Genomic DNA, 25,378 nt, shown 5'->3' on the forward strand with positions numbered 1-25,378 from the left:
CTTGCAGATCGGCTCTATATAGTTGCACCTGTCTCCTCCAACACCTCCTAAGGTTTGGATTCAAGCCCGCACCGCAAGGTCCGCGGGCTTTTTTTTGTCTGGGGAATTTGCGGCGGATGCGCAGCATTCGGCAATTTTTCCTTGCCTTCCTGGCAAAGACTGTGTATTGTCCACCAATCGCCTGTCGCATTCAGCTGTAAAAATACGGATAAATGCGATTCGGGCCAATACAAGAGTAGATTCGTTACACGTCGGAGCCACTTTCCAGATAGGTCTGGGTTTCGGGAATCTTCTCCTGTATTGATGAATGCAAAAAACCTGCTTGCCTCGCGGCCGCAGGTTTTTTTACGTCCGACACCGTATTTTTACTATATTGCAGTGCGCAATATTTCGCCCTATAGTGGTTTCGTCTCCTCCAACTCCCCCTATGGATTGGATTTAGCCCGCGCCGCAAGGTACAGCGGGCTTTTTTTTTGCTTGCGACAAAAGGAGGAAGCGGGGGACGTCGCTGCCGCTTATTGACGGGGTTTGACGGTCCGGCCTCGCTGCAGGCGGGCATTGGAGCGGGCGTTGCGGTTATAGCTGGAGAGGAAGCCGCGCGTCTTGAGCTCTTTGCGCAGCAGGAAAATGGCGAGCAGGGCGGCGAAACTGGCTGAGGCAAGGATGATTAACATTTTTTGTCGGCTTTCTGGGTGATGCAGGAGCAGAGCAAAATTCGCGCCAGATAGGCTTGTCCTTCACCCCGGCCGTTCATCGCGCCATCAGCGTATCCAACAGCCAGCTGCCGGCCGGTCCCAGTCCGCGGCGGCGCGACCAGACCGCATCGACCTGTATGCTTTTCGGCCAGCCGCGCACCTGCAGTTCCAGCAGGCTGTGGGCGGCGAAGCGCTTGGCCAGCCAGTAGGGCAGTTCGGCCCAGCCAAAGCCCAGTTCCGTCATTTCCAGCAGCAGCAGGTAGCTGGAGGCGGTCCAGGAGCGGCCGCGGCGGCGCTGCACCGCGTCGGCGCTGTCTTCGCCATAGGTGCTGAGCCGCAGTTCGCGCGCGTTGTGCAGCATTTCGGTTGTAATGTGGCGCGCCTTGGCGAGTGGATGCTGCTTGCCGACATACAGGCCGATGGCCGAGCGGTCTGGCACCGATTCGAAGCCGATATCCGGCGGGTAATCCGCCTGCGCCGCCACCAGCCCGAGATGGGCGCGCCCCTCTTGCACCAGCGCTACCACGTCGTTGCGCTCCGCAATCAGGCATTCCAGCTCCAGTTCGGGGTAGCGCCGTTCAAAACTGGTGAGGATTTCTTCAAAGCGGTCCGACTGGTAAGTATCCGACAGCACCAGCGTCAGCTGCGGTTCGAGGCCGTCGGCCAGCCGGTGGGCAGAGCGTTCCAGGCGGTCGCTGGCTTCGATCACCTGCTGCGCATGCACCAGCATCGCCTGGCCTTGTGGCGTCAGGCTGGGACGGCGGGTAGTGCGGTCGAACAGGGGCAGGCCGAGGTCGATTTCCAGGTTGGCGATAGCTTCGCTGACGGTCGATTGCTGCTTGCCCAATTTGCGCGCCGCCGCGGAAAACGAGCCCAGCGTCGCCGCTTCGACAAACATGAACAGGGTTTCCAGCGAATGGCGCATGGCGTAATGGTTCCAATGTATCGGTTTATCCGATGGTTACTACTTTGATAGTATCAGCTTAATCGAAGAAAATCCTTGCGTCAGACATTTCTGAAGCAACGGAGGCAATATGAATACCAATAAAACCTGGGGTGAGCGCATTACTCACGCGCTGATTTTCGAAGCGCTGGCAGTCGGCCTGACCGCGCCGGTCTTGTCGTGGGTAATGAAAATGCCGATGGCGCATGCGGGCGCGCTGACCCTGATGATCTCGCTGGTGGCGATGAGCTGGAACATGATTTTCAACGCCATGTTCGACCGCGTTGAACGGCACTGGCGGATCGTCCGTACCATGGCGGTCCGGGCGGTGCATGCGGTCGCATTCGAAGCCGGCCTGGTGGCGATCGTGGTGCCGCTGGTGGCGTGGTGGCTGGACGTGAGCCTGCTTGACGCCCTGATTCTCGACATCGGCTTGCTGCTTTTCTTCCTGCCTTACACCTTCCTGTTCAACCTGGGCTACGACAAGCTGCGCGAAGCGATGTTGAAGCGGCGCGCCTTGCTTAATAATTGATCAGGGATGTGCACAGCCATCGCAGGCAGCGCCTGCCTGCGACGGATTGAAAATTCCAGGCGAAGGTCCAGATTATTGAAAATAGCCGCTGCCGACCACCAGCGGCTTTCCTTCCAGGCCGGCACCGATCAGGCGGCGGGCGACGCCTTCGATCTTGCTCTGGAAAGCCCGATAGGTATCGAGCAGGTCGAGCTTGGGATCTTTCGAATGCGACAGGTCGGAAAGAGTGGTTGCCGGCACCAGGCACTGATATTGTTTGAACTCGACTGTTACCGAAAACAGGATGCCGGCTTTAGTGAGAAGAGGTGCAGCAAGTACGTTGTCCATCATGGTCTCCACGATAATACGGTTGCGCAGAGTCAGACGGGATCGATAGGGCAGGCTATCTGGCTGCTCCCCAATGATGTACGCAAACTGTCCCGGTGGCAAGGACTATGCAAGCGCTGGTTTTGAGTTTTGTTATGCACTCCCCGAATATCAGGTATGCGAACTATAAAGCATACAAACAGGGGGCGTATTGTTATAGTCACACCTGTCTCCTCCAACACCTCCTAGGTTTGGATTCAGCCCGCAAGCCTCAGCGCTGCGGGCTTTTTTTTGTCCGCGCGCGCATGTGAAAAACCCGCCGCGCCAGGCTGGCGGGGCGGGTTGCGGTAAAGTCCGCCGGTGGTTCAGACGGCGCTGGCTGAACCGGCAGGATCAATGCGCCATGCAATAGCCATCCAGCTCCAGCAGCAGCTGTTGTTTGGCCGCCGCCGGCAGGAAAGTCGCTTCAAAGGCATTCCGCGCCAGCATCACCAGCTCGGTGCGGCTCAGGCGCAGCGACGCCGCCACCGCCAGGAAATTGGCATTCATGTAGCCGCCGAAATAGGCCGGATCGTCGGAGTTGACGGTGACCGCCAGGCCGGCGTGCAGCAGGCGCGCCAGATTGTGCTTGCGCATGTCGTCGACCACGCACAGCTTGAGGTTGGAGAGCGGGCATACCGTCAGCGGAACGCGCTGTTCCGCCAGGCGTTTCATCAGCGCAGGATCTTCTTCGCTGCGGACGCCGTGATCGATGCGCTCGACATGCAGCACATCGAGCGCATCCGTGACGTATTGCGGCGGACCTTCTTCGCCGGCGTGGGCAACCAGGTGGAAGCCGAGTTCGCGGCAGCGGGCGAACACGCGCGCAAATTTTTCCGGCGGATTGCCGCGCTCGGCCGAATCCAGGCCGATGCCTATCCACAGGTCGCGGTACTCGGCGCGCAGCGGCAGCGCCGCTTCCAGCGTGGCGAAGGCTTCTTCTTCCGACAGATGGCGCAGGAAGGACATGATGACGGCGCTGCTGAAGCCATGCCGGTCGCGCGCTTCGCGCAAGGCGCGGGCGATGCCGGCGAACACCACCTCGATGGCGATGCCGCGTTCGGTATGGGTTTGCGGGTCGAAGAAGATTTCAGCATGGCGGACGTTGTCGGCGCGCGAGCGGACGATGTAGGCCATGGTCATGTCATAGAAATCCTGCTCGGTCTGCAGCACGGCGGCACCGGCATAGTAGAGGTCGAGGAAGGATTGCAGGTCGGTGAAAGCGTAGGCGGCGCGCAGTTCCTCGACCGAGGCGTAGGGTAGGGTGACGTTGTTGCGTTGTGCCAGCGCAAACAGTAATTCTGGTTCCAGCGTGCCTTCGATATGCAGGTGCAATTCCGCTTTCGGCAAGCCTTCGATGAAGGAGACAAGGTCTGCGGCAAGCGGCGGGGTGGTGCTTATTGAATTCATGTGTGCTTCCATTATTAACGGTGCCTAATCCGCAATTTTACAGAATTGCGCAAGCGTCCCCCCGTTTTTGCCGGCAAGCTGCCATTTTCAGGCAGCCTGCCGTCAGTTGGTAGCTCCCAGAAACTGCTGCAGCTCGGCCGTTTTCGGATGCGCAAAAATCTCTTCCGGCGGCCCGATTTCATGCACTTTCCCTTGATGCATGAACACCACGCGGTCGCAGACTTCGCGGGCGAAGCGCATTTCATGGGTCACCATCAGCAAGGTCATGCCTTCTTCCGCCAGGCTGCGCACCACGGCCAGCACTTCGTTCACCAGTTCCGGGTCCAGCGCCGAGGTGATCTCGTCGCACAGCAGCGCCTGCGGCTGCATCGTCAACGCGCGCGCAATCGCCACCCGTTGCTGCTGGCCGCCGGACAGCTGGTCCGGGTAGGCGTCGAATTTTTCCGCCAGGCCGACCCGCGCCAGGTTGTCCTGCGCCGACTTGCGCGCCGCCGCTTCGCTGGCGCCCTTGACGATCATCGGCGACAGCATCACGTTGCGGCCGACCGTCAGGTGCGGAAACAGGTTGAACTGCTGGAAGATCATGCCGACCTTGAGGCGCAGCGCGCGCAGTTCCAGCTCGCTCTTGCCCAGGTGGGCGCCGCCGACGCTGATATTGCCCTCGTCGATGCTTTCAAGGCCGTTGATACAGCGCAGCAGGGTGCTCTTGCCGGAGCCGCTCTTGCCGATGATGGCGATCACCTCGCCGGCTTCGACGTCGAGCCGGATACCTTTCAGCACCTGGTTGTCGCCGAAGCTCTTCTTTACATTGTCAATCGCGATGAGTGCCATTGAATTTCCTTTCCAGAGACTGACTGTATTTGGACAGCGGCCAGCACAACGCGAAATACATCAGCGCGACCACGGCATACACCGTGAACGGTTGGAAGGTGGCGTTGGTGATCATGGTGCCGGCTTTCGACAGTTCGACGAAGCCGATGATCGAGGTGACCGCGGTGCCCTTGACGATTTGCACGCTGAAGCCGACGGTAGGCGGAATCGCGATGCGCAAGGCTTGCGGCAGGATCACATGGCGCATCTGCTGCAGATAGGTCATCGCCAGCGACGATGACGCTTCCCACTGGCCGCGCGGAATCGCTTCCACGCAGCCGCGCCAGATTTCCGCCAGGTAGGCGCTGCTCCAGCAGGTCAGCGCCAGGCCGGCCGCCAGCCAGGCGGGAACGTCGAGGCCGAACAGCGCCAGGCCGAAAAAGGCCAGGAACAGTTGCATCAGCAGCGGCGTGCCCTGGAACAGTTCGATGTACATTTTGGTGGCGCGCCGCAGCCAGCTCTGCCTGGAGGTGCGCAGGAACAGCACGATCAGGCCGAGCAGGCCGCCGAGGGCAAACGAGGCCAGCGACAGCAGCACGGTCCAGCGCAAGGCCAGCAGCAGGTTGCGCACGATATCCCACAGCGAGAACGAAATCATGCGGCCCCCTTTGGCGTTCGCCGTCCGAACAACAGGTTGCCGAGCAGGCGCAGCAACTGGCGCAGGCCGATGGCCAGCAGCAGGTAGACGGCGGTGGACAGCAGATAGGATTCAAACGAACGGAAATTGCGGCCCTGGATGAAGTTGGCCGCGTAAGCGAGTTCTTCCACCGCGATCTGCGAACAGACCGCCGAACCCAGCATCACGATCACCACCTGGCTGGACAGGGCCGGCCAGATCTTTTGCAGGGCCGGCGGCAGTATCACGTGGCGGAAGATCTGCATCCGTGTCATCGCCAGGCTCAGTCCGGCTTCGATCTGGCCGCGCGCCACGGCGGCGATGCCGGCGCGGATGATTTCGCAGCTATAAGCGCCCAGGTTGATCACCATGGCCAGCAAGGCCGCTTCCATCTCGGTGATTTGCAAACCGACCCCGGGCAGCCCGAAAAAGATGAAAAACAGCTGGATCAGGAACGGTGTGTTGCGGATCAGCTCGACATAGGCGCTGACCAGCGGCCGCAGCCAGCGCGGTCCCTGGGTCTTGGCCCAGGCGGCGCAGATGCCGACTGCGATGCCGAGCACGCCGCCGATGGCGATCAGCTCGATCGTGACCAACACACCCTTGATGAGCACGGCGGGATAGTCGAACGCGGCCAGGAAATCAAAGTGATAGCTCATGAGACTGAGTCCGAGGCTGGATGGCGATTACAGGTTGGCCGGCAGCGGCAGTCCCAGCCACTTGACGCTGATCGCGTTCAGTTCGCCGTCCTTCTTGGTTGCCGCCAGGATGGCGTTGACCTTGTCGAGCAGCTTCTTCTCATCCTTGTTGAGGCCGATCGAGCAGGGCGAATTCTTGATCAGGAATTTTGTTTCAGGCTTCTTCGGCGGGTTCTTGGCGATGATCGCCGCCGCCACCACGTTGCCGGTTGCCACCAGCTGCACCTGGCCCGAGAGGAAGGCGCTGATGGTGCCGTTATTGTCTTCATAACGCTTGATGGTGGCGCTGGCCGGCGCAATCTTGCTCAGCTCCAGGTCTTCCACCGCGCCGCGCGTCACGCCGACAGTCTTGCCGGCCAGGTCGGCCGCGCTGCCGACTTTCTGGTCGGCGCCGCCGAACACGCCATTATAGAAAGGCGCATAGGCTTCGCTGAAATCGATGACCTTTTCGCGCTCCGGGTTCTTGCCCAGGCTGGAAATGATCAGGTCGACCTTCTTGGTCTGCAGGTAAGGCACGCGGTTGGCGCTGGTGACCGGCACCAGTTCGACCTTGACGCCCAGTTTCTTGGCGATCAGGGTGGCGACATCGATGTCCAGGCCCTGCGGCTTGAGATCGCTGGTGACCGAGCCGAACGGCGGGAAGTCTTGCGGCACCGCGACCTTCAGCACACCGCTCTTGACGATTTGGTCAAGCGCATCGGCGCGGGCGGTGGTGCTGAACAGGGCGGTGACGGCGACCATGGCAAACAGAATCTTGGGAAATTTCATGTTAAAACTCCTTCAGCTGGGGTGGTATTGCAAATGACTGCTTGTCGAAATTTTCATTGAGCGGCGCCAGCGCCTGCTGCAGCGGCGACTGCGGGCCACGGCCGCTGTGCATCGATTCTTCCAGGCCTGCTTCCACATTGCACAGGTGGCTGTGCATCAGTTGTTCGGCCTGCTCCAGGTCGCCGTTTTCCAGCGCCGCAACGATGCCGACGTGTTCGGCGCAGGATTGCCTGGCGTGGTGCGATGACTGGTATTGCATGGCGGTCAGCGTGGTGCGCGTGGTCAGGTCGCGCAGCGTGTCGGCCAGCAAGGGATTGCCGAACGATTCGCACAGGCAGACGTGGAAGTCGCCCAGCAGGAAGCTGCGGCTGGCGACGTCGTCGCCTTCCAGCGCCGCCTGTTCGCGCTCGACATGCAGGCGCAGGGCGCGGATCGCTTCCGGGCTGATCGGCCGCGCATGGCGCAGCAGGCCCAGTTCCAGCACCCGCCGTGCTTCAAAGGCCGCGCGCGCATCTTCCGGCGTTGGTTCGATCACGTACCAGCCGCGGCGCGCGCTGACCGTGACGATCCCGCGCGTCACCAGCCGTGTCAGCGCTTCGCGGATCTGGGTGCGGCTGACGCCAAACAATTCCGCCAGCTGCTGTTCGCCCAGACGGGTGCCGGGCGCAAGTTTGCGCGCCAGCATCGCTTCGGTGATCCGTTCGGCGATCTGGGTGGAGGATTTTGGGGCGGCGGTCATCTTGATGGCACAGCAATTCGTGTGCCAGGCTGCCAACCCCAGCTGGTGCACCAGACTGATATACAAGATTGATGCATCAGTTCACCAAATTGGTGTTTTATGTCGAAATTTGTCACTAAAAAGGGGCGTGGCTGCGCTTTTTGGGCAGGTGTACCGGACACGTCCGGATAGCAAAAATGCACGATGTGCCTGTCTCGCACATGGCAAAATGACGGACATCTGCGAAGCTGTTTTTGAAGTACTCACCAGGATCGAGAAATGACCCAGATAGTCAACGCTGATTTATCCAATCGCCGCCACGCCGACGCCATTGTCGAGCTGTTGAATGGTTACGCCATGGACGCCATGGGCGGCGGCCAGCCGCTGACCGACTTCGCCAAAGCCAACCTGATCGCCGCGCTCGGCAAGCGGAGCGACGTGCACGTAGTGCTGGCGTTTGCCGATGACCTGCCCGCCGGCCTGGCCATCTGCATAGAGGGATTTTCCACTTTCGCCTGCCAGCCGCTGCTGAACATCCATGACCTGGCGGTGGCCAAGGCATTTCGCGGCCAGGGGATTTCCAGGCTGCTGATGCAACAGGTCGAACAGGTCGCCATCGGCCTCGGCTGCTGCAAGATCACGCTGGAGGTATTGGAACGCAACCTGCCGGCGCAGGCGCTCTACAAGGCCAGCGGGTTTGCAGGCTATGAACTGAATCCGGCCATGGGGAAGGCCATGCTGTTGCAGAAGAAGCTATGAATTGCGTGAGTAGCGGTTGATAAACAATGCCATGAACTGAAAGGGGAGCCCGTTTTTCTGGCTCCCCTTGTTTGCGGACGCTTAGCCGGTATTGCGCAGGCCGGCAGCAATCCCGTTGATGCTCAGATGGATGCCGCGCTTCACGCGTTCTTCTGTCGTGCGGCCAGCCGCGGTCACGCTGCGGTGGCGCTTGATCAGCTCGACCTGCAAGTGATTCAGCGGATCGAGGTAGGCGAAGCGGTTCTTGATCGAGCGCGCCAGCAATGGATTGCCGGACAGGCGGTCTTTGGCGCCGGTGATCGCCGACAGGATGCTGCTGGTGCGCTCATGTTCGTCGACGATGCGCTTGAAGATGCTGTTGCGCAGCTTGCGGTCGGTGACCAGCCCGGCGTAGCGCGAGGCCACCGCCAGGTCGGTTTTCGACAGCACCATGTCCATGTTCGACAGCAGGGTGGCGAAGAACGGCCATTCCTTGTACATCGCGCGCAGGGTCGCCAGCTTCTGGCTTTTCAGCTTGGCGTCTTTGTCCCCGTCGTTACTATCTTCCAGCCAGCTTTCGATGGCGCTGCCGAAGCCGTACCAGCCCGGCAGCAGCAAGCGGCACTGGCCCCAGGAAAAGCCCCATGGAATCGCCCGCAAGTCTTCGATGCGGCGCGTCGATTTGCGCGAAGCAGGACGCGAACCGATGTTCAGCTCGGCGATCTCGGCGATCGGCGTGGCGGCGAAGAAGTAGTCGGTGAAGCCCGGGGTTTCATAGACCAGGTTGCGGTACGACTGGTAGGCGCGTTCCGACAAGCCATCCATGAGCTCTTCAAACTCGCCCAGCTTTTTCATCTGCTTGCCGTCAGCGGTGTTCGGCATCAGGCTCGCTTCCAGCGTCGCCGCCACCAGCAGCTCCAGGTTGCGGCGGCCGATTTCCGGATTGGAGAATTTGGAAGCGATGATTTCGCCTTGCTCGGTCAGGCGGATCTGGCCGTTGACGGTGCCTGGCGGCTGCGCCAGGATCGCCTGGTAGCTCGGACCGCCGCCGCGGCCGACGGTGCCGCCGCGGCCATGGAACAGGCGCAGCTTGACGCCGGCCTGGTCGAACACGCGCACCAGCTGGATCTCTGCCTTGTACAGTTCCCAGTTGGAGGTGAGGAAGCCGCCGTCCTTGTTGGAATCGGAATAGCCCAGCATCACTTCCTGCAGCTTGCCTTGCCTGGCGATCAGGCGTGCTGCCGGCGGCAGCGCCATGAACTGTTCCATGATCGCAGCCGCGCGGCGCAGGTCGGGAATGGTTTCAAACAGCGGGATCACCATCACTTCCAGCCCGCTGCCATCCTTGCCATCCTTTGCGGCCTTGTCCTTGCTGTCGGGGCGCAGCAGGCCGGTTTCCTGCTGCAGCAGCAACACTTCCAGCAGGTCCGACACGGTTTCGGTGTGCGAGATGATGTAGTTGCGGATCGAGCGCGCGCCGTAGCGTTTGCGCATCTCGCCGGCCGCGCGCAGGATAGCCAGCTCGGACACGGTCTCGTCGGAGTAGTCGATATACGGCGAGTACAGCAGGCGCGGCTTGGCCAGTTCGGCCAGCAGCAGGTCGATCTTCTGTTCTTCGCTCAGCTTGTCGTAGGCGCCTTCCACCTGCGCCTGCGCGAACAGCTCGGTCAGCACCCGCTCATGCACGTCGGAACTCTGGCGCATGTCGAGCGAAGCCAGGTGGAAGCCGAAAATCTCGGAGGCGCGCTTGAGCGTCGCCAGCCGGGGCTTGACCAGGGCGCTGCCATGGTGCGCGCGCAGCGAGTCTTCGACGATCTGCAATTCGCGGGTGAATTCCTGCGGCGCCGTATAGTGGGCCGCGGCGCCGACTTCCTGGCGCAGGATGTTGGTGGCGCCCAGTTCGCGCGCGGTCGAGGCCAGCCGCGCGTAAATCCCGATCAGGGCGCGGCGGTAGGGTTCGTCGGCGCGATGGTCCGATGTGTCCGGCGAATTTTCCGCCAGCGCCAGCAATTCCTGGTTGACGCTGACCATCAGGGTCGACACCGACAGTTCGGCGCCGAGGGCGTGCACTTCTTCCAGGTAGAAATCGAAAATGGTGGTCGATTGCCGTGTCAGCGCGCGCTGCATGGTGCCGGCGTTGACGTTCGGATTGCCGTCGCGGTCGCCGCCGATCCAGCTGCCCATCTGCACGAACGGCGCCAGTTCGGCGCTGCTTTGGCGGCCGCGGGTCGGGAACTGGGTGGCGATCTCGCCTTCGATGTCGTCGTACAGGGCCGGCAGTTCGCGCAGGAAGGTGATGCGATAGTAGGACAGGGCGTTTTCGATTTCATCGGCCACGGTCAGCTTGGTATAGCGCAGCATGCGGGTCTGCCACAGGGTGGCGATGCGGCCGCGCAGCAGTTCGGTGTTCTCGCGCAGTTCCTTGGCGGTCAGCGGGCGGTCGCGCTCGGCCAGCAGGCGGGCGATATCGCGCTCGGCGTCGAGGATGCTCTTGCGCTGCACTTCGGTCGGATGGGCGGTCAGCACCGGGGAAATCAAGGCATCCTTGAGAAAGTTGCGCACGGTGGCGCCGGAAACGCCGGCGTCATCCAGTTTGCCCAAGGCATGGGCGACGCTGCCGGCTTGCGCGGCCGAGCCGGCCAGCAGGTGGGCGCGGCGGCGGCGGTTGTGATGCTGGTCTTCGGCAATATTGGCCAGGTGCGAAAAATAGGAAAACGCCCGCACCACCGAATTGGTCTGGTCGCGGGTAAGTTTTTTCAACAGCTTGTCGAGATCGGCGCCGGCTTGCGGGTCCGACTCGCGGCGGAAGCGCACCGCTGTCTGGCGGATGGTTTCCACCACTTCAAATACCGCGTCGCCCTCTTGTTCGCGCAGCACATCGCCCAGCAAGCGGCCCAGCAGGCGGATATCTTCCTTGAGCGGCGCATCTTTGTTGGGGGGGGATTTTTTTACCTGGACAGCAGAATTCAATTGTTTTGCCATAATAACGAGTGCAATCAGCTTTTCTGGGGTGAGGGACGAAGGGCGTGCAACAGATACTAACCAAGGGTCAAACGCTTGCGGTATAGCTATTCCGATATAGGATATACAACTGAGACTGCAGGGAGCGCATGTTAAAATCCGCGATGAAAATCATGCATTTCGTTGCGCGGTTTTGATCTGGCTTGTTGGCGGTCAGATAACTCTGGCCGGCGACATCTGTCGTATCAAGGTTGCCTAGCGTACTAGCTAAAATCTGAAAGAACCTGTGTCGAAAATATCCTCCCCCTCCAAGTTGATCATTGCATCGCGTGAAAGCCGGCTCGCCATGTGGCAAGCGGAACACGTGCGTGCGCGCTTATCTGCATTATATCCAGACTGTAATATAGAAATCCTCGGCATGACCACCCGCGGCGATCAAATTCTTGACCGCACCTTGTCCAAGGTGGGCGGCAAGGGCCTGTTCGTGAAGGAACTGGAAGTGGCGATGGCGGAAGGCCGCGCCGACCTGGCGGTGCATTCGCTGAAAGACATGCCGATGGATCTGCCGCCCGGCTTTGCGCTGGCGGCGGTGCTGGAGCGGGAAGATCCGCGCGATGCTTTCGTTTCCAATGACTACGCCGGACTGGAGCAGTTGCCGGCCGGCGCCGTGGTCGGCACCAGCAGCCTGCGCCGCCAGGCGCTGATCGCCGCCCGCTTCCCGCATCTGCAGATCAAGCCCTTGCGCGGCAACCTCGACACCCGGCTGGCCAAGCTCGACCGCGGCGAATACGCCGCCATCATCCTGGCCGCCGCCGGCCTGAAACGGCTGGGCCTGGCGGACCGGATCAAGGCGCTGATCGAGCCGGAACAGAGCCTGCCGGCGCCGGGGCAGGGCGCGATGGCGATTGAAATTTGCGAAGACCGCGCCGATCTGCAGCACATCCTGGCGCCCTTGAACCATTTGCCGACCGCGCAGGCGGTGACAGCGGAGCGTACCTTGTCGCGCGCTTTCGGCGGCAGCTGCCAGATTCCGCTGGCGGCCTTCGCCACCATCGACGGCCCGCAAATGCGTTTGCGCGCCATGATCGGCACTCCGGACGGCAAGCAGGTGGTGACCGCCGACGCGTGCGGCGCGGCCGATGCGCCGCAGGCGCTGGGCGGAAAAATTGCCGAGGAGCTGGCGGCGCAGGGTGCGGCGGCAATTCGTGCGCTTTGCCGGGAGGCCTAGTGCGCCGCACGCCATTTCCGCAAGCAGTGCGGCCAGCCATCTAATGCCTATGTCGCCCAGCCCATCTCCCGTCATCATCACCAGGCCGGCGGCGCAAGCCGCGGCGCTGGCGCAACAGATTGCGGCGCGCGGCCGCCAGCCTATTGTCTTCCCCTTGCTGGAAATCCTGCCTTTGCGCGATAGCGCGCCTTTGCAGGCGGTGCTGGCGCGGCTCGACGACTACGCCCTGGCGGTGTTTGTCAGTCCGAACGCGATCGACGCCGCCATGCGCCATGTTTCCAGCTGGCCGCGGCAGGTGGCGATCGGCATCGTCGGCGAGGGCAGCCGGACAGCGCTGGCGCAGTACGGCCTGACCGCGCAAAACGCTACCATCTTCAGTCCGCCCGATCCGGCCCGCACCGACTCGGAAGGCTTGTTGCAGGCGCTCGACCTGGACGCCTTGCGCGGCGCCAAAGTGCTGCTGGTGCGCGGCGAAAGCGGCCGCGAATTTTTTGCCGATGCCTTGCTGGCGGCCGGCATCCAGGTGCAGGCGATTGCCGCCTATCGGCGCCAGGCGCCGCGGCTGGACACGGAGCTCGCAAGCCGGCTGCAGCAACTGCTGGACAGCCGGAATGACTGGATAATCACCAGTTCGGAGGCGTTGCGGCATCTGCTGGAACTGGTGCGGCAGGTCGAAAGCGGCAGCGGTGTTGCAAAAATCCAACAGCAGCATCTCCTTGTGCCACATGCCCGTATTGCCGAAACTGCACATGCGCTTGGATTTAGCGACGTTACTCTCACCGGCTCAGGCGACGAACGGCTGCTAGCCGCGTTACAATTCCCGCTATGAACGAATCGATACCCACTCCAGAATTGAACCAGTCCGCTGGTCCCGCCGCGAGCGCGGCGACATCGCCGTCCTCGGGAGCGCAGCCGGTGCTGCAGCCTTATCCGATCAACAGCGGCAAAGGCGGCGGCAGGCCGCTGGGCCTGGTGTACCTGGCTTTGCTGCTGCTGGCCGCGCTGCTGGCTGGCCAGTGGTGGGTGATGCATAGCGAAAACAACAAGCTGCGCCAGGAAATCGCGCGCCGCCTGCAAGCTGGCGACAGCACCAATACCGAAACCAAGGTGCTGGTGAAGTCGGTGCAGGAAGGTACCAAGGAGTTGCAAGGCAAGGTCAGCGTCCTGGAGAGCAAGCAGCTGGAGTCGCAAAGCCAGCAACTGGCGCTGGAGCAGCTGTACAAGGATCTGTCGAAGAATGGCGACGAGCAAGCCTTGTCGGAAGTCGAAGAAGTGCTGTCGACCGCCAGCCAGCAGCTGCAACTGGCCGGCAATGTCCAGGGCGCCCTGATCGCCTTGCAGAATGCCGACAAGAACCTGTCGCGCTCCGACAAGCCGCAATTCATCATCGTGCGCCGCGCCATCGCCAGCGATATCGAAAAGCTCAAGGCCCTGCCGACGCTGGACGTGACCGGCATCGCCGTGCGCCTGGACAGCGTCATCGGCCAGATCGACAGCATGCCGCTGCTGTCGGATGAAAAGCCGGTGTCCGGCATCAGCCAGCCGAGCAACCAGGCGCCGCTCAGCAGCAAGGCCAAGCCGGCCAAGGTTGCGGCCAACCCCAATATCGCCAAGTCGCAGGCCGCCACCGACGCTGCCGTGACCGACTGGAAAAACCGCGTGCACGACCTGTGGCAAAGCTGGAGCTCTGAAATGTGGACCGAAATCAGCCAGCTGATACGGGTGCGCACGGTAGCGACGCCGGATGCCTTGCTGCTGTCGCCGACCCAGGCCTACTACGCCCGCGAGAACCTGAAGCTGCGCTTGCTCAATGCGCGCCTGGGCCTGTTGTCGCGCAATGAATCGGCTTTCCGCAGCGACCTGATTGCGGCGCAGGAAACCATCACCAAGTATTTCGATACCCGTGCCAAACAGACGCAGACCGTGCAGACCATGCTGAAGCAGGTCCAGAACAGCAATCTTTCGATCACCATGCCGGCGCTGGACAGCCCCGCGGCGATCCGTACTTACAAAGGCAAGCCATAGTCATATGCGATTCTTTCTCCGGCTTGTAGCTCTGTTTGCGGTCGCCATCGGCCTGGCTGTATTGGCGCGTTACAACCCCGGCAACGTGGTGCTGTTTTTCCCACCTTACCGGATCGACCTGTCATTGAATTTCTTCGTCGTCCTGCTGCTGCTCCTGTTCATCCTCCTGTATGTGGTGATCCGCACCATCCGCGTGACCCAGAAGCTGCCTGCGCGCGTGATCGGCTATCGCCGCCACAAGCGCGAGACAACGGCCAACAACGCCTTGCGCGATTCTCTCAAATCCCTGTTCGAGGGCCGCTTCGGCCAGGCTGAAAAGGCCGCCACGCGCGCTGCCGAACTGCAGGACAACCTGGGCGTGGCGGCGCTGATCGGCGCTCGCGCCGCGCATCGCATGGGGCAACCCGAGCGGCGCGATATCTGGCTGGCCAGCATCGAGGACGACGAGCCGCTGAAAACCGCGCGCCTGATCACCACCCTCGATCTGCTGGTGGACGAACACAAGTCGCAAGCGGCGCTGCAAGCCGTGAGCGAGCTGAATGCACGAGGCACGCGCCATATCCACGCTTTGCGGCTGGCGCTGAAAGCTAACCAGCAAGCCAAGAACTGGCCGGAAGTGCTGCGCCTGGTGCGTACGCTGAACAAGCACGATGCCTTGCATCCGGCCTTGTCGACGCGCCTGCGCGAACTGGCTTATGACGGTTTGCTGTCGGACGATGTGCACGATGCCGAATCGATCACGCGCCTGTGGGCCACCGTGCCCAACGAAGACCGCAGCAAGCCGTTCATCGCCATGCGCGGCGCTGGCGCCTTCAACAAGTGCGGCCTGCACGCCGAAGCGCGCGCCATCGTCGAAAAATCCATGGCCACGGAATGGGACCAGCGCCTGCTGGCGACCTACCGCGACGCCGTCGCTGCCGAAGGCACGCCGGAATTGCTGGCGCAGATCGAGCATTGCGAACGCTGGGCCGCGAGGGCGCCGAACGACGCCGAGCTGGCGCTGACCCTGGGCAGCTTCTGTTTCAAGCAGAAATTGTGGGGCAAGGCGCAGCGTCACCTGGAACAGGCTTTGTCCGATGCGGTAGCGCCGGCCACGGTGCGTGAGGCGCATCTGCGGCTGGGACAGTTGCACGAAGCGATCGATCAGTCGGAACTGGCGGCCGAGCACTACCGGCAGTGCGCGCTGGCGACTGCACTGTAGCTGGAAGAATGATCAGGCGCCGACTGTTTGCGGCGCCGAAGTGGGGCAGGGTTTTATGCGCTGATGTCGCGTAAATGACTCTGCCCCATTTTTATCGGCGGGCTTTGCTCTGTTGTCAAGCCGGTCCGCTGAGCGCAGACAACGCCGATTTTGTCGAAATGGCCATGCTCGCCTATACTAGTGGTCCGTCATTACCTGTGAAAGAGATTCATTGAACAACCTGCTACTGGTTATCGCAGCATTATTTTTGGTAGCCCTCAACGGTTTTTTCGTTGCTGCCGAATTCGGTTTAGTCAAATTACGCCAGACGCGCATCCGCGCCATCGCCAAGACCCAAGGCTTGCGCGGCCGCATCCTGGGCATCGTGCACCGCCAGCTGGACGCTTACCTGTCCGCCTGCCAACTCGGTATTACACTTGCATCGCTCGGCCTCGGCTGGATCGGCGAACCGGCCTTTGCCAGCCTGCTGCAGCCGCTGTTCGGCCTGCTCGGCGTCAGCTCGCCGGAACTGATACACGGCGTTTCGTTTTTCTTCGCCTTCTTCCTGATTTCCTTCCTCCACATCGTGATCGGCGAACTGGCGCCGAAGACCGTCGCCATCCGCAACCCGGAAGTCATCGGCCTGTGGTGCGCCTTGCCGCTGTACGGTTTTTACTGGGCCATGTATCCGGCAATCTGGGCGCTCAACGCCAGCGCCAACTGGATCCTGCACATGGCCGGCCTGGCCGCTGCCCATGGCCACGATGCGCAGTATTCGGCCGACGAACTGAAGCTGATCCTGCGCGGCAGCCACGCCGGCGAAAAATTCAACCGCGACGAATGGAACGTGCTGGCGCAGTCGCTCGATTTCAGCGAGCTGGAAGTGTCCGACCTGATGCGCCCGATCAATGAGATCACGGCGCTGCACCAGGCTGCCGGCCTGCAGGAAAACCTGCAGACCATTTATCGCCACCGCTTCAGCCGCTACCCGTTCTTCGACCAGGAGGGCGTCAACGTGCTGGGCGTGATCCATCTCAAGGACTTGTTCATCGCCCAGCAGGAAGGCAAGCCGATCGACAGCCTGAACGCTTTCCTGCGGCCGGTGGAGTACGTCTCGCCGCGCATGCCGGCGCTCGAACTGTTCCGCCGTTTCCGCACCGGCGCGCCGCATTTCGCCATCATCGGCAAAAAGGGCAGCAAGCCGGAAGGCTTCATCACGCTCGACAACATATTGGGCGCGATGGTGGGCGAGATCCGCGACGAATTCCGCCGCAACGACAATGAGTGGAGCCGCCTCGACGACGGCACCTTGCTGGGCAAGGGCAGCCTGCCGATCTTCAGCCTCGAGCGCATCCTCGGCATCGACGTTGTCATCGACGGCGATGAGGACGTCGACTCGGTCGGCGGCCTGATCATGGCCAAGCTGGGCGATCTGCCGCACGAAGGGCAGAAGATCGGGTTCGACGGCTTCGATATCGTGGTCAAGAAAATGAACGGCCCGCGCATCGTGCTGGTGAAGGTGTATCCGGCGCCGCGTGCGCTCGACCTCGGATAATGGTCAGATAGGCGCGGCAGCCGCGCTATCGATCAATTACGGCAAAAACGCCCCCAGCCGCACCGACCAGCTTGCCATCGGCGTGGCCGACCAGGCGGCGCGGTTGAACAGGTAGAGCCGCTGGCTGCGCAGCTTGTCAGGCCATGGCTGTTCATCCAGCGAGAGCCCCAGGCTCGGCTGGCATTCGGGGCGCGGGAAGCGGCCGTCATTGATCAATATTTCTTGCGTGCGTTTGGCTTCTCCACCCATGAGGAAGGCCATCGGCACGACCTCGTCGACCGGCAGGTCGGCCAGCCAGGCGTCGCCGACGCACCAGGATGCCTGGGCAGTGATCGACAGCGCGACATTGTCCGGCAGCGCAGCGCGGCTGCGCTGCACGACGTCGGCCAGGAACGGCTTCTGGCTATGTGCGACGTCAAAATCGAGCTGCACTACCTGGCTCGGGCTGCGCTTTGCGGCAGCTGCAATAGCCCTGACGATGGTCTGTTTTTGCCGCTCGTTGAGAGCCGGCTTGTGGGGTGCGCGCGCCATGTCGATGTGGACGATGGTGACTACCGGCGCTTTCGGCTGCAAGCTGCCGGCGGCATACCAGTCCGGCGGCAGGCGCAAGGGCTGCTGGCGGCGCCGCACGGTGGCGCTGCCGTCGCGCAGCAGCACTGTGGTGTCCAGCACGGCGACGCCTATGCGTTGCGCTTGCAGGTCGGCGCTGGCGGCGTCCCCCGCTTCGGACGATTTTGAGGACCTGGCGCTGTTGGCAAGCCAAGAACGGGTGTCGTCGGGACGCTCCCAGACCCACAGCATCAGCGGCGGCAATGCGGCAAGCGCTGCCTGCCTGCTGGCGAATGCCGGCGCTGAAACGGACGCAGCAGCGGACGCAGAAACGGGCGCTTTCGCCGGGAGGTTTTTTGCCGGCAGGATCGGGCTGCCGGTCACCAATAACAGGCAGCAGGTAAGCCGCAAGCGGCGGGCAGTGCGGGACAAGTAATAAGATGCGCTCAAAATGAATTCCAGGATCAGTGTTTTGCAGCATTGCGCATCGATAAAAAAAGGCAAGAACTGCTTCTTGCCTTTTTGTTCATGCCAATGACTGCAAGGTAGCAATGGTTACTGCATGAACCAGCCGTGGCTGACCACGATCGACTGGCCGGTCAGCGCATTCGATTCGAAGCCGCCGAGGAAAATCGCAGTCTGGGCGACGTCGTGGGTGGTGGTGAATTCACCGTCCACGGTGTCTTTCAGCATGACAGTCTTGACCACCTGGTCTTCGGTGATGCCGAGTTCCTTGGCTTGTTCCGGAATCTGCTTTTCCACCAGCGGTGTGCGGACGAAGCCTGGGCAGATGACATTGGCGCGGATCTTGTTTTTAGCGCCTTCCTTGGCAACCACTTTCGCCAGGCCGATCAAGCCGTGCTTGGCGGTGACGTACGGCGCCTTCAGCGGCGAAGCTTCGTGCGAGTGGACCGAGCCCATGTAGATGATCGAACCGCCGTTGCCCTTCTTGATCATCTCGCGCATCGCGGCGCGGGTCGTCAGGTAGGCGCCGTCGAGGTGGATCGCCAGCATTTTTTTCCAGTTGTCCAGGGTCGAGTCGACGATAGGGGCGATGATCTGGATCCCGGCATTGCTGATCAGGACGTCGATGCTGCCGTAGGCGGCGACGGTGTCGGCGATGCCTTTGTCGACCTGCGCTTCGTCGGTGACGTTCATGGCGACCGCCATGGCGATGCCGCCCGACTGCGTGATTTCATCGGCGGTGGCGGTGGCGGCATCGAGCTGCAGGTCGGCGATCACGACCTTGGCGCCGGCGCGTGCGTATTCAATGGCGATTTCCTTGCCGATGCCGCTGGCGGAACCGGTGATCAGTGCGACTTTATCTTTGAGTGACATGGTATTCCTCTATTGATGTGGTTACTTGGCGAGATAATCATAAGCGACGGTGCCCAGCGGCAGCGTCAGGTCGGACAGAATGTGCACCGCGGAGATGACTTCCAACACCGGCAGGTCGGCGATGGGCGCCAGCGCATGCGCATGCAGGTCCAGCGCCCCGGGGCCGCTCCAGGCGCCTTTGATGGTGATGTCGGTCAGGCTGTACTGTACCAGTTCGCAGATGCGCGGGGTGCCGTCGACATGCGGAATGATCTTCAGCAGGAAGGCAGGCGTTTCCAGCGACTTCTTGACGGCGTCGTTGTCGAGCGTCTTGTGCTTGTAACCCATGGTGCCGGTGGCGACCCGGAAATCGCTGTAGTCCAGCGTGCCCATCAGGGTATCGGTATGGACCTTCAGTTCCGGATTGCCGAGCTTTTTGGGAAAGCCCCACAGTTCACGGCCGCCGGCGATCGGCGGGTGGTCGTTCAGGTACATGCTGTGCACATAGCCGCCGGCGACGCCGTCCAATGTGACCGGAATGACTTGCCCCGATTCGCAGTAGTGGCCGAAACCGGTGGAGTCCGGCATCCTGATGAATTCGAACTTGACGATGGGCTCGACAAACTGCAGCGGCGCCGGGATGATTTTCTTGAGCGCTTCCGGATCGGTGCGGTAGGTGATGATCAGGAATTCACGGTCGACGAAGCGGTAAGGACCGGGTGGAAAGGCCGGGTTGTGGATCGGCATCGCAAAGGCATTTTTGCGGACATCGTTTTCAGTCATATATCTTCCTCGTTATGAAAAGACCTGCTGTACGGCTTGTCTGAGACAGCTTGAACAAGCGAAAGGTTGCCATTACTTTCCATCTCCTGCGCGGCGCCGTTTTACGGTTGCATCGCAAGATTGCAGCTTGCTTGATTTGAAATTGAAAATATGCGCCCCCACGGCCCAAGATACACACACATTGTGACAAGACTATCTCAAGTCCCGTTTGGCAAATATCTCATGCGGGAATTTACTTGAAGAGCAATACAGCACAGAATGCAATTATATTCACTGTCGCCGTTTCAAGTGGTGCACTGCACGATGATTGCACAAAATGCAACTTCATGCTGGTACGCTTAAATAAAAATAATAACTTGAGCGGTGGTAGCGTTATCAGATAAAGTTGCGCTCTTTTTTCCATCTTTCGGTTTCAGGTGTCGGGGAGGATGCGCTGGCGGATCGATGGCAAAAAATACAGCAGTGCATGCAACAAGATAAGCAGCAAGGCAGTAAGATCAATGCCGGCGCCGTCATCTCGGCAGCGGCGATATTCTAAAAAGAACGTAATCTAATCGGAGAGGACAAATGGCAAAACCAGCGCTCTACAAATCACTCTATGTACAGGTATTGACCGCCATCGTGATCGGCGTCGTGCTGGGACATCTCTATCCGGAAACCGGGGCCGCCATGAAGCCGCTCGGCGACGGTTTCATCAAGCTGATCAAGATGATCATCGCACCGGTGATTTTCTGCACCGTGGTCATCGGCATCGCCGGCATGGAAGATATGAAGAAGGTCGGCAAGACCGGCGGCCTGGCCCTGCTGTACTTTGAAATCATGAGCACGGTGGCGCTGATCCTGGGCATGGTGGTGGTTAACGTCTGGCATCCGGGCACAGGCATGCACATCGACCTCACCACACTGGACACCAAGAGCATCGCTGCCTATACCGGCCCCGGCAAGATGGAATCGACGGTCGATTTCTTCTTCCACATCATTCCAGGCAGCTTTGTCGACGCGTTTGCCAAGAACGAAATCCTGCAAGTGCTGCTGATTGCGATCCTGTTTGGCTTCTCGTTGCATAAATTCGGCGGCCGCGGCACGCTGGTGTTCGATTTCATCGAAAAATTCTCGCACGTGCTGTTCGGCATGGTCGGCTTGATCATGAAGGTTGCACCGATCGGCGCCTTTGGCGCGATGGCTTTCACCATCGGCAAGTACGGCGTCGGTTCGTTGCTGTCGCTGGGCCAGCTGATGGGTGCGTTCTATCTGACTTGCCTGCTGTTCATCTTCGGCGTTCTGGGCGTGGTCGCCAGGATGCACGGCTTCAGCGTCTGGAAGTTCGTCAAGTACATCAAGGAAGAGCTGCTGATCGTGCTCGGCACCTCGTCCTCGGAATCGGTTCTGCCGCGCCTGATGGGCAAGCTGGAAAACCTCGGCGCCAAGAAATCGGTGGTCGGCCTGGTGATACCGACCGGTTACTCCTTCAACCTGGACGGCACCTCGATCTACCTGACCATGGCGGCGATTTTCATCGCCCAGGCTACAGATACGCCGATGTCGCTGATGCAGCAGCTGACCTTGCTGGCGGTCTTGCTGCTGACCTCCAAGGGCGCCGCCGGCGTCACCGGCAGCGGCTTCATCGTGCTGGCAGCGACCCTGTCCGCAGTCGGCCATGTGCCGGTCGCCGGCCTGGCGCTGATCCTCGGCATCGACCGCTTCATGTCGGAAGCGCGCGCGCTGACCAACACCATCGGCAATGGCGTGGCCACGCTGGTGGTTGCGAAATGGACTGGCGAGCTGGATGAGCAGCAGCTGCACCGTCAGCTGGATAACAAGGGTGTCGATGCCGAGCAGGAGATGGCTGCGCATGATGCGGCATTGGCGCAGGCGGACCAGCGCGAGCATTCGTAAACCAGGCAGCGCGGGCAACGATGCCCGCGCCGGGCTGGATTCAAAAAATAAAAAAGGAGATGCAATCGCATCTCCTTTTTTTTTACATCTGCCGCTTGCAGGCTCAGCCCAGCTTGACCGCATGCTCCCGCGTTTCATGGAACACCACCTGCGGCCAGCGTTCCTGCGTCAGGCGCAGGTTGACGCCGGACGTGGCCAGGTAAGCCAGGTTGCCGGCGGCATCGTAAGCGAGATTGTTGCCGGCGGTGGATTTTTCAAAATCGGCCAGGATCTTCTTGTCGTCGCAGGTGATCCAGCGTGCGCTGCTGATGCTGGTGCCTTCGAACACGGCGTCGACGCCGTACTCGTTGAGCAGGCGGCTGGCGACCACTTCAAACTGCAGCACGCCGACCCCGCCCAGCACCAGGTCGCTGCTGGTGACCGGCTTGAATACCTGGATCGCGCCTTCTTCGCCGAGCTGCTGCAAGCCTTTGTGCAGCTGCTTGATCTTGAGCGGATTGCGGATCCGCACCGAGCGGAAAAAGTCCGGCGCGAAGTAGGGGATGCCGGTGAACTGCAGCAGCTCGCCTTCGGAGAAGCTGTCGCCGATCTGCATGTTGCCATGGTTCGGCAAGCCGATGATGTCGCCGGCGTAGGCTTCTTCCACCTGCTCGCGGCTGGACGCCATGAAAGTCACCACGCTGGAGACCTTGATTTCGCGGTTCAGGCGCAGGTGCTTGATCTTCATGCCGCGCTGGAAGTGACCGGAGCAGACGCGCAGGAAAGCAATGCGGTCGCGGTGGGCCGGGTCCATATTGGCCTGGATCTTGAAGACGAAACCGGAAAAATTGGCTTCCTTCGGTTCCACCGTGCGCACGGTGGCGTCGCGCGAGCCGGGCGGCTGCGCCCAGTCGATCAGCGCGTTGAGGATTTCGCGGATGCCGAAGTTGTTGATGGCGGAGCCGAAGAATACCGGGGTCTGCACGCCGGCCAGGAAAGCTTCCTGGTCGAACGGATGCGAGGCGCCGTGCACCAGCTCGACTTCCATGCGCAGCTGTTCGATTTCGCGCGGGAACATTTCATCCAGGCGCGGATTGTCGATGCCCTTGATTACCTCAAAGGTCTGGTCGGCCTTGTCGCTGCCGGCGGCGAACAGCAGGATCTCGTCGCGCAGCAGGTGATACACGCCGCGGAAAGTCTTGCCCATGCCGATCGGCCAGGTCACCGGCGCGCACTGGATCTTCAGCACCGATTCCAGCTCGTCCAGCAGTTCCAGCGGATCGCGGGTTTCGCGGTCCATCTTGTTCATCAGGGTGATGATCGGCGTGTTGCGCATGCGGCAGACGTTGAGCAGCTTGATGGTTTGCGTTTCCACACCCTTGGCAGCATCGATCACCATCAGCGCCGAGTCGACCGCGGTCAGCACGCGGTAGGTATCTTCCGAGAAGTCCTGGTGGCCCGGGGTGTCGAGCAGGTTGACCACGTGGTCGCGGTACTCGAACTGCATGACCGAGCTGGCGACCGAAATACCGCGCTGCTTTTCGATGTCCATCCAGTCCGAAGTCGCATGGCGGCCGCTCTTGCGGCCCTTGACGGTGCCGGCCAGCTGGATCGCGCCGGAAAACAGCAGCAGTTTTTCAGTTAATGTGGTTTTGCCGGCGTCCGGGTGGGAAATGATGCCGAAGGTGCGGCGGCGCGCCACTTCGCTGGCGATCTGTTCGGCGGAGACATTGTGGGCGACGAGGTCGGCGCTGTCGGCGGCGCCAGCGTCAACGCCAGCCAGGTCCGGCTGCTCGGAAACGGGTTCTTGCATGATGCGTGGTTCAGGCGATCTCGGCCGCCTGCCTTGATAAATAGAGATACGGGAAAACGGCAAGCGTGGCTGCTGCCGCTGTGCGGGCAGCATTTGCTTCCAATAACCCGCGATTATAACGTATGTAACGGCGCGGCTGACGCTTCCGGCACCCGCGTTGCGGATGGCGCCATGGCCGATTTACGCCATGCGGCGCCAGCCGCGCCCGCATTTGATGTCGAAATTACACCAAGACGACTGTCGTTTATGTCAGGTGCAGCGGCCTGGGGGCGCTGTTTGCTTGATCTTCGTCGGGGCCGTACTACACTTTTCCCAAAGGGGATGCTCATGGGAAAGATCTTGCCGCAGATCGAGCACATCGTCGTGGTCATGCTCGAAAACCGTTCACTCGACAATATGCTGGGCTGGCTGTATGCGAACGGCAGTTCGCCGGCAATGGTTTTGCCGAGCGCTAGCGCGAAACAGTTCGACGGCTTGCATGCCGACATGTGGAATCCGGCGAATTCGGGCTATTTTGGCGGCGATCCGCCGCAAAAGGTGCTGGTCGGGCGCGGTTCGACCAGCAGCACCATACCTGATCCCGATCCCGAGGAAACCTTCGATAACGTGACCTATCAGCTGTACGGCCCGCAGGGCGCGGTCGCCGCGCCTTCCTGCCCCATGCAGGGCTTCGTCGTCAATTACGCCACCACGACGACCGCAGACGCGACCCAGATCATGCAATGCCACGATTGCGCCCAGATACCGGTGCTGGCGGCGCTGGCGCGGCAATACGCGGTATCCGATGCCTGGTTCGCATCGGTGCCCAGCCAAACCTGGCCGAACCGCGCCTTCGCGCACGCCGGCACTTCCAACGGCCGCATCAACAACGGCAGCCCGCCGGATCCGTTTCAATGGGATGTGCCGACCATCTACAACGTGCTGCAAGCGATAGGCAGCAGCTGGTCGGTATACAGCAATACGCTGTTGACGCCGTCGCTGACGCGCACCATGTTTCCCAAGCTGTGGGATCCGCTGCTGAACACGCATTTCAGCCGGTTTACAGAATTTGTCGATGCCTGCGCCAGCGATACGCTGCCGGCCTACAGTTTCATCGAGCCTTGCTTCCTGCTGGAACCGAACGACCAGCATCCGCCGCACGATATCCAGGCCGGCGAGGCGTTTTTGCACGACATCTGGACGGCCGTCAGCACATCCCCAGGCTGGAACAGGACCTTGCTGATCATTACCTATGACGAGCATGGCGGCTGTTACGATCATGTGCTGCCGCCGGCCGGCGCACAGGCGCCGGATGCCGCCAGCGCACCCGGCGACGGCGGTTTCGGCTTCGACCGTTTCGGCGTGCGCGTGCCGGCGGTGCTGGTCTCGCCCTATATCGCCGCGGGCACGGTGTTCCGCTCCGCCACCGGCGTTCCTTACGACCACGCCTCGATACTGGCGACCTTGCGCGACTGGATCGGCATCGCGTCGGCAGACATGCTGCCGAGCAAGCGCATTGCCGCCGCCCCGACGCTGGAGCAGGTATTGACGCTGGCTGCGCCGCGCACCGACCTGCCGCAGATTGCCGCCCCGGCTGCAAACTGGCTGCCGCCGCCAGCGTCAACGCCGCTCAACGATTTGCAGAAAAGCCTGGTGAGCGGCTCGGCGCGGCGTTTCGGCCTCGACCCTGCGGCCACGCTGGACAAGATCCAGACGCGCCAGCATGCGGTGGATTTTTTCAAGCGCCGGCCGACCAGGGTCAATTCTTGAGCGGCGCCGT

General features: G+C 61.3%; 23 protein-coding genes. 9 read left to right on the forward strand and 14 right to left on the reverse strand.

Features of this window, described 5'->3' with window-relative positions; translation table 11 throughout:
* Positions 1-515: 515 nt before the first annotated feature.
* On the reverse strand, positions 516-674 hold the full coding sequence (locus KHU30_RS16570; protein WP_211443729.1) for a hypothetical protein: 159 nt from the start codon (positions 672-674) through the stop codon (positions 516-518).
* Positions 675-750: 76 nt separating this feature from the next.
* The gene (locus KHU30_RS16575) at positions 751-1,620 is read right to left on the reverse strand and encodes a LysR family transcriptional regulator (protein WP_211443730.1); all 870 of its coding nucleotides are present in this window, start codon (positions 1,618-1,620) and stop codon (positions 751-753) included.
* A 109-nt stretch (positions 1,621-1,729) separates the two neighbouring features.
* Between KHU30_RS16575 and KHU30_RS16580 the strand changes: the two genes are divergently transcribed.
* Positions 1,730-2,170: a multidrug/biocide efflux PACE transporter gene (locus KHU30_RS16580; RefSeq protein WP_211443731.1), complete on the forward strand. Its 441-nt coding sequence runs from the start codon at positions 1,730-1,732 to the stop codon at positions 2,168-2,170.
* 72 nt (positions 2,171-2,242) lie between these two features.
* Here KHU30_RS16580 and KHU30_RS16585 read toward each other — a convergent pair whose 3' ends face one another.
* The 7 genes from KHU30_RS16585 to KHU30_RS16615 all read right to left on the reverse strand — a co-directional run bounded on the left by KHU30_RS16585 (position 2,243) and on the right by KHU30_RS16615 (position 7,616).
* Positions 2,243-2,500, reverse strand: coding sequence for a DUF1488 family protein (locus tag KHU30_RS16585; protein WP_211443732.1), 258 nt, complete (start codon positions 2,498-2,500; stop codon positions 2,243-2,245).
* Positions 2,501-2,869: 369 nt separating this feature from the next.
* Positions 2,870-3,925 (reverse strand): adenosine deaminase, encoded by a 1,056-nt coding sequence (locus KHU30_RS16590; protein ID WP_211443733.1) that lies wholly within the window; start codon positions 3,923-3,925, stop codon positions 2,870-2,872.
* Positions 3,926-4,027: 102 nt separating this feature from the next.
* Positions 4,028-4,756 carry an amino acid ABC transporter ATP-binding protein gene (locus KHU30_RS16595; RefSeq protein WP_211443734.1) on the reverse strand — a complete coding sequence of 243 codons (729 nt, stop codon included), beginning with the start codon at positions 4,754-4,756 and terminating at the stop codon, positions 4,028-4,030.
* Positions 4,737-5,393 (reverse strand): amino acid ABC transporter permease, encoded by a 657-nt coding sequence (locus tag KHU30_RS16600; RefSeq protein WP_211443735.1) that lies wholly within the window; start codon positions 5,391-5,393, stop codon positions 4,737-4,739. Before KHU30_RS16600 ends, KHU30_RS16595 begins: the two co-directional genes overlap by 20 nt.
* Complete coding sequence (locus KHU30_RS16605) at positions 5,390-6,070, reverse strand: amino acid ABC transporter permease (RefSeq protein WP_211443736.1); 681 nt, start codon at positions 6,068-6,070, stop codon at positions 5,390-5,392. Before KHU30_RS16605 ends, KHU30_RS16600 begins: the two co-directional genes overlap by 4 nt.
* A gap of 27 nt (positions 6,071-6,097) precedes the next feature.
* The gene (locus tag KHU30_RS16610; RefSeq protein ID WP_407928099.1) at positions 6,098-6,850 is read right to left on the reverse strand and encodes a transporter substrate-binding domain-containing protein; all 753 of its coding nucleotides are present in this window, start codon (positions 6,848-6,850) and stop codon (positions 6,098-6,100) included.
* 28 nt (positions 6,851-6,878) lie between these two features.
* Positions 6,879-7,616 carry a GntR family transcriptional regulator gene (locus tag KHU30_RS16615; protein WP_211443738.1) on the reverse strand — a complete coding sequence of 246 codons (738 nt, stop codon included), beginning with the start codon at positions 7,614-7,616 and terminating at the stop codon, positions 6,879-6,881.
* 258 nt (positions 7,617-7,874) lie between these two features.
* Between KHU30_RS16615 and KHU30_RS16620 the strand changes: the two genes are divergently transcribed.
* A complete protein-coding gene (locus tag KHU30_RS16620) occupies positions 7,875-8,354 on the forward strand; it encodes a GNAT family N-acetyltransferase (RefSeq protein WP_211443739.1) in 480 nt (159 codons plus the stop codon).
* A gap of 81 nt (positions 8,355-8,435) precedes the next feature.
* On the opposite strand, the gene ppc is transcribed toward KHU30_RS16620, so the two are convergent.
* On the reverse strand, positions 8,436-11,315 hold the full coding sequence (ppc, locus tag KHU30_RS16625) for a phosphoenolpyruvate carboxylase (protein ID WP_211443740.1): 2,880 nt from the start codon (positions 11,313-11,315) through the stop codon (positions 8,436-8,438).
* Between the two features lie 265 nt (positions 11,316-11,580).
* Between ppc and hemC the strand changes: the two genes are divergently transcribed.
* The 5 genes from hemC (at position 11,581) to KHU30_RS16650 (ending at position 17,282) form a co-directional block, all read left to right on the forward strand.
* Positions 11,581-12,522 carry a hydroxymethylbilane synthase gene (gene hemC, locus KHU30_RS16630; protein ID WP_211443741.1) on the forward strand — a complete coding sequence of 314 codons (942 nt, stop codon included), beginning with the start codon at positions 11,581-11,583 and terminating at the stop codon, positions 12,520-12,522.
* A gap of 49 nt (positions 12,523-12,571) precedes the next feature.
* On the forward strand, positions 12,572-13,351 hold the full coding sequence (locus KHU30_RS16635; RefSeq protein WP_211443742.1) for a uroporphyrinogen-III synthase: 780 nt from the start codon (positions 12,572-12,574) through the stop codon (positions 13,349-13,351).
* Positions 13,348-14,547, forward strand: a complete 1,200-nt coding sequence (locus tag KHU30_RS16640; protein WP_211443743.1) for a uroporphyrinogen-III C-methyltransferase — start codon at positions 13,348-13,350, stop codon at positions 14,545-14,547. The genes KHU30_RS16635 and KHU30_RS16640 overlap by 4 nt, the downstream gene beginning before the upstream one ends.
* Before the next feature lie 4 nt (positions 14,548-14,551).
* Positions 14,552-15,748: a heme biosynthesis protein HemY gene (locus tag KHU30_RS16645; RefSeq protein ID WP_211443744.1), complete on the forward strand. Its 1,197-nt coding sequence runs from the start codon at positions 14,552-14,554 to the stop codon at positions 15,746-15,748.
* Positions 15,749-15,959: 211 nt separating this feature from the next.
* A complete protein-coding gene (locus tag KHU30_RS16650) occupies positions 15,960-17,282 on the forward strand; it encodes a hemolysin family protein (RefSeq protein WP_211443745.1) in 1,323 nt (440 codons plus the stop codon).
* A gap of 36 nt (positions 17,283-17,318) precedes the next feature.
* Here the strand turns inward: KHU30_RS16650 and KHU30_RS16655 are convergent, their stop codons facing one another.
* The 3 genes from KHU30_RS16655 to KHU30_RS16665 all read right to left on the reverse strand — a co-directional run bounded on the left by KHU30_RS16655 (position 17,319) and on the right by KHU30_RS16665 (position 19,931).
* Positions 17,319-18,281, reverse strand: coding sequence for a hypothetical protein (locus KHU30_RS16655; protein ID WP_211443746.1), 963 nt, complete (start codon positions 18,279-18,281; stop codon positions 17,319-17,321).
* A 105-nt stretch (positions 18,282-18,386) separates the two neighbouring features.
* Complete coding sequence (locus KHU30_RS16660; protein ID WP_211443747.1) at positions 18,387-19,169, reverse strand: 3-hydroxybutyrate dehydrogenase; 783 nt, start codon at positions 19,167-19,169, stop codon at positions 18,387-18,389.
* Between the two features lie 21 nt (positions 19,170-19,190).
* Positions 19,191-19,931: an acetoacetate decarboxylase gene (locus tag KHU30_RS16665; protein ID WP_211443748.1), complete on the reverse strand. Its 741-nt coding sequence runs from the start codon at positions 19,929-19,931 to the stop codon at positions 19,191-19,193.
* Positions 19,932-20,498: 567 nt separating this feature from the next.
* Between KHU30_RS16665 and KHU30_RS16670 the strand changes: the two genes are divergently transcribed.
* A complete protein-coding gene (locus tag KHU30_RS16670; protein ID WP_211443749.1) occupies positions 20,499-21,827 on the forward strand; it encodes a dicarboxylate/amino acid:cation symporter in 1,329 nt (442 codons plus the stop codon).
* 103 nt (positions 21,828-21,930) lie between these two features.
* Here KHU30_RS16670 and KHU30_RS16675 read toward each other — a convergent pair whose 3' ends face one another.
* Positions 21,931-23,619 carry a peptide chain release factor 3 gene (locus tag KHU30_RS16675; RefSeq protein ID WP_211443750.1) on the reverse strand — a complete coding sequence of 563 codons (1,689 nt, stop codon included), beginning with the start codon at positions 23,617-23,619 and terminating at the stop codon, positions 21,931-21,933.
* 327 nt (positions 23,620-23,946) lie between these two features.
* Here KHU30_RS16675 and KHU30_RS16680 point away from each other — a divergent pair, with 327 nt between their 5' ends.
* Positions 23,947-25,368, forward strand: coding sequence for an alkaline phosphatase family protein (locus KHU30_RS16680; protein WP_211443751.1), 1,422 nt, complete (start codon positions 23,947-23,949; stop codon positions 25,366-25,368).
* Positions 25,369-25,378 lie beyond the last annotated feature (10 nt).

It is taken from the genome of Collimonas humicola, assembly GCF_018304945.1.
GTDB classification, from domain to species: Bacteria; Pseudomonadota; Gammaproteobacteria; order Burkholderiales; family Burkholderiaceae_D; genus Collimonas; species Collimonas humicola.

Bases quoted from the DNA above. Each gene is read 5' to 3' on its own strand.
- KHU30_RS16590 (WP_211443733.1), bottom strand. From the start codon at position 3,925: ATGAATTCAATAAGCACCACCCCGCCGCTTGCCGCAGACCTTGTCTCC.
- KHU30_RS16615 (WP_211443738.1), bottom strand. From the start codon at position 7,616: ATGACCGCCGCCCCAAAATCCTCCACCCAGATCGCCGAACGGATCACC.
- KHU30_RS16570 (WP_211443729.1), bottom strand. From the start codon at position 674: ATGTTAATCATCCTTGCCTCAGCCAGTTTCGCCGCCCTGCTCGCCATT.
- KHU30_RS16575 (WP_211443730.1), bottom strand. From the start codon at position 1,620: ATGCGCCATTCGCTGGAAACCCTGTTCATGTTTGTCGAAGCGGCGACG.
- KHU30_RS16680 (WP_211443751.1), top strand. From the start codon at position 23,947: ATGGGAAAGATCTTGCCGCAGATCGAGCACATCGTCGTGGTCATGCTC.
- KHU30_RS16595 (WP_211443734.1), bottom strand. From the start codon at position 4,756: ATGGCACTCATCGCGATTGACAATGTAAAGAAGAGCTTCGGCGACAAC.
- KHU30_RS16605 (WP_211443736.1), bottom strand. From the start codon at position 6,070: ATGAGCTATCACTTTGATTTCCTGGCCGCGTTCGACTATCCCGCCGTG.
- KHU30_RS16645 (WP_211443744.1), top strand. From the start codon at position 14,552: ATGCGATTCTTTCTCCGGCTTGTAGCTCTGTTTGCGGTCGCCATCGGC.
- KHU30_RS16580 (WP_211443731.1), top strand. From the start codon at position 1,730: ATGAATACCAATAAAACCTGGGGTGAGCGCATTACTCACGCGCTGATT.
- KHU30_RS16600 (WP_211443735.1), bottom strand. From the start codon at position 5,393: ATGATTTCGTTCTCGCTGTGGGATATCGTGCGCAACCTGCTGCTGGCC.
- KHU30_RS16610 (WP_407928099.1), bottom strand. From the start codon at position 6,850: ATGGTCGCCGTCACCGCCCTGTTCAGCACCACCGCCCGCGCCGATGCG.
- KHU30_RS16640 (WP_211443743.1), top strand. From the start codon at position 13,348: ATGAACGAATCGATACCCACTCCAGAATTGAACCAGTCCGCTGGTCCC.
- KHU30_RS16670 (WP_211443749.1), top strand. From the start codon at position 20,499: ATGGCAAAACCAGCGCTCTACAAATCACTCTATGTACAGGTATTGACC.
- KHU30_RS16620 (WP_211443739.1), top strand. From the start codon at position 7,875: ATGACCCAGATAGTCAACGCTGATTTATCCAATCGCCGCCACGCCGAC.
- KHU30_RS16585 (WP_211443732.1), bottom strand. From the start codon at position 2,500: ATGATGGACAACGTACTTGCTGCACCTCTTCTCACTAAAGCCGGCATC.
- ppc (WP_211443740.1), bottom strand. From the start codon at position 11,315: ATGGCAAAACAATTGAATTCTGCTGTCCAGGTAAAAAAATCCCCCCCC.
- KHU30_RS16675 (WP_211443750.1), bottom strand. From the start codon at position 23,619: ATGCAAGAACCCGTTTCCGAGCAGCCGGACCTGGCTGGCGTTGACGCT.
- KHU30_RS16635 (WP_211443742.1), top strand. From the start codon at position 12,572: ATGTCGCCCAGCCCATCTCCCGTCATCATCACCAGGCCGGCGGCGCAA.
- KHU30_RS16665 (WP_211443748.1), bottom strand. From the start codon at position 19,931: ATGACTGAAAACGATGTCCGCAAAAATGCCTTTGCGATGCCGATCCAC.
- KHU30_RS16660 (WP_211443747.1), bottom strand. From the start codon at position 19,169: ATGTCACTCAAAGATAAAGTCGCACTGATCACCGGTTCCGCCAGCGGC.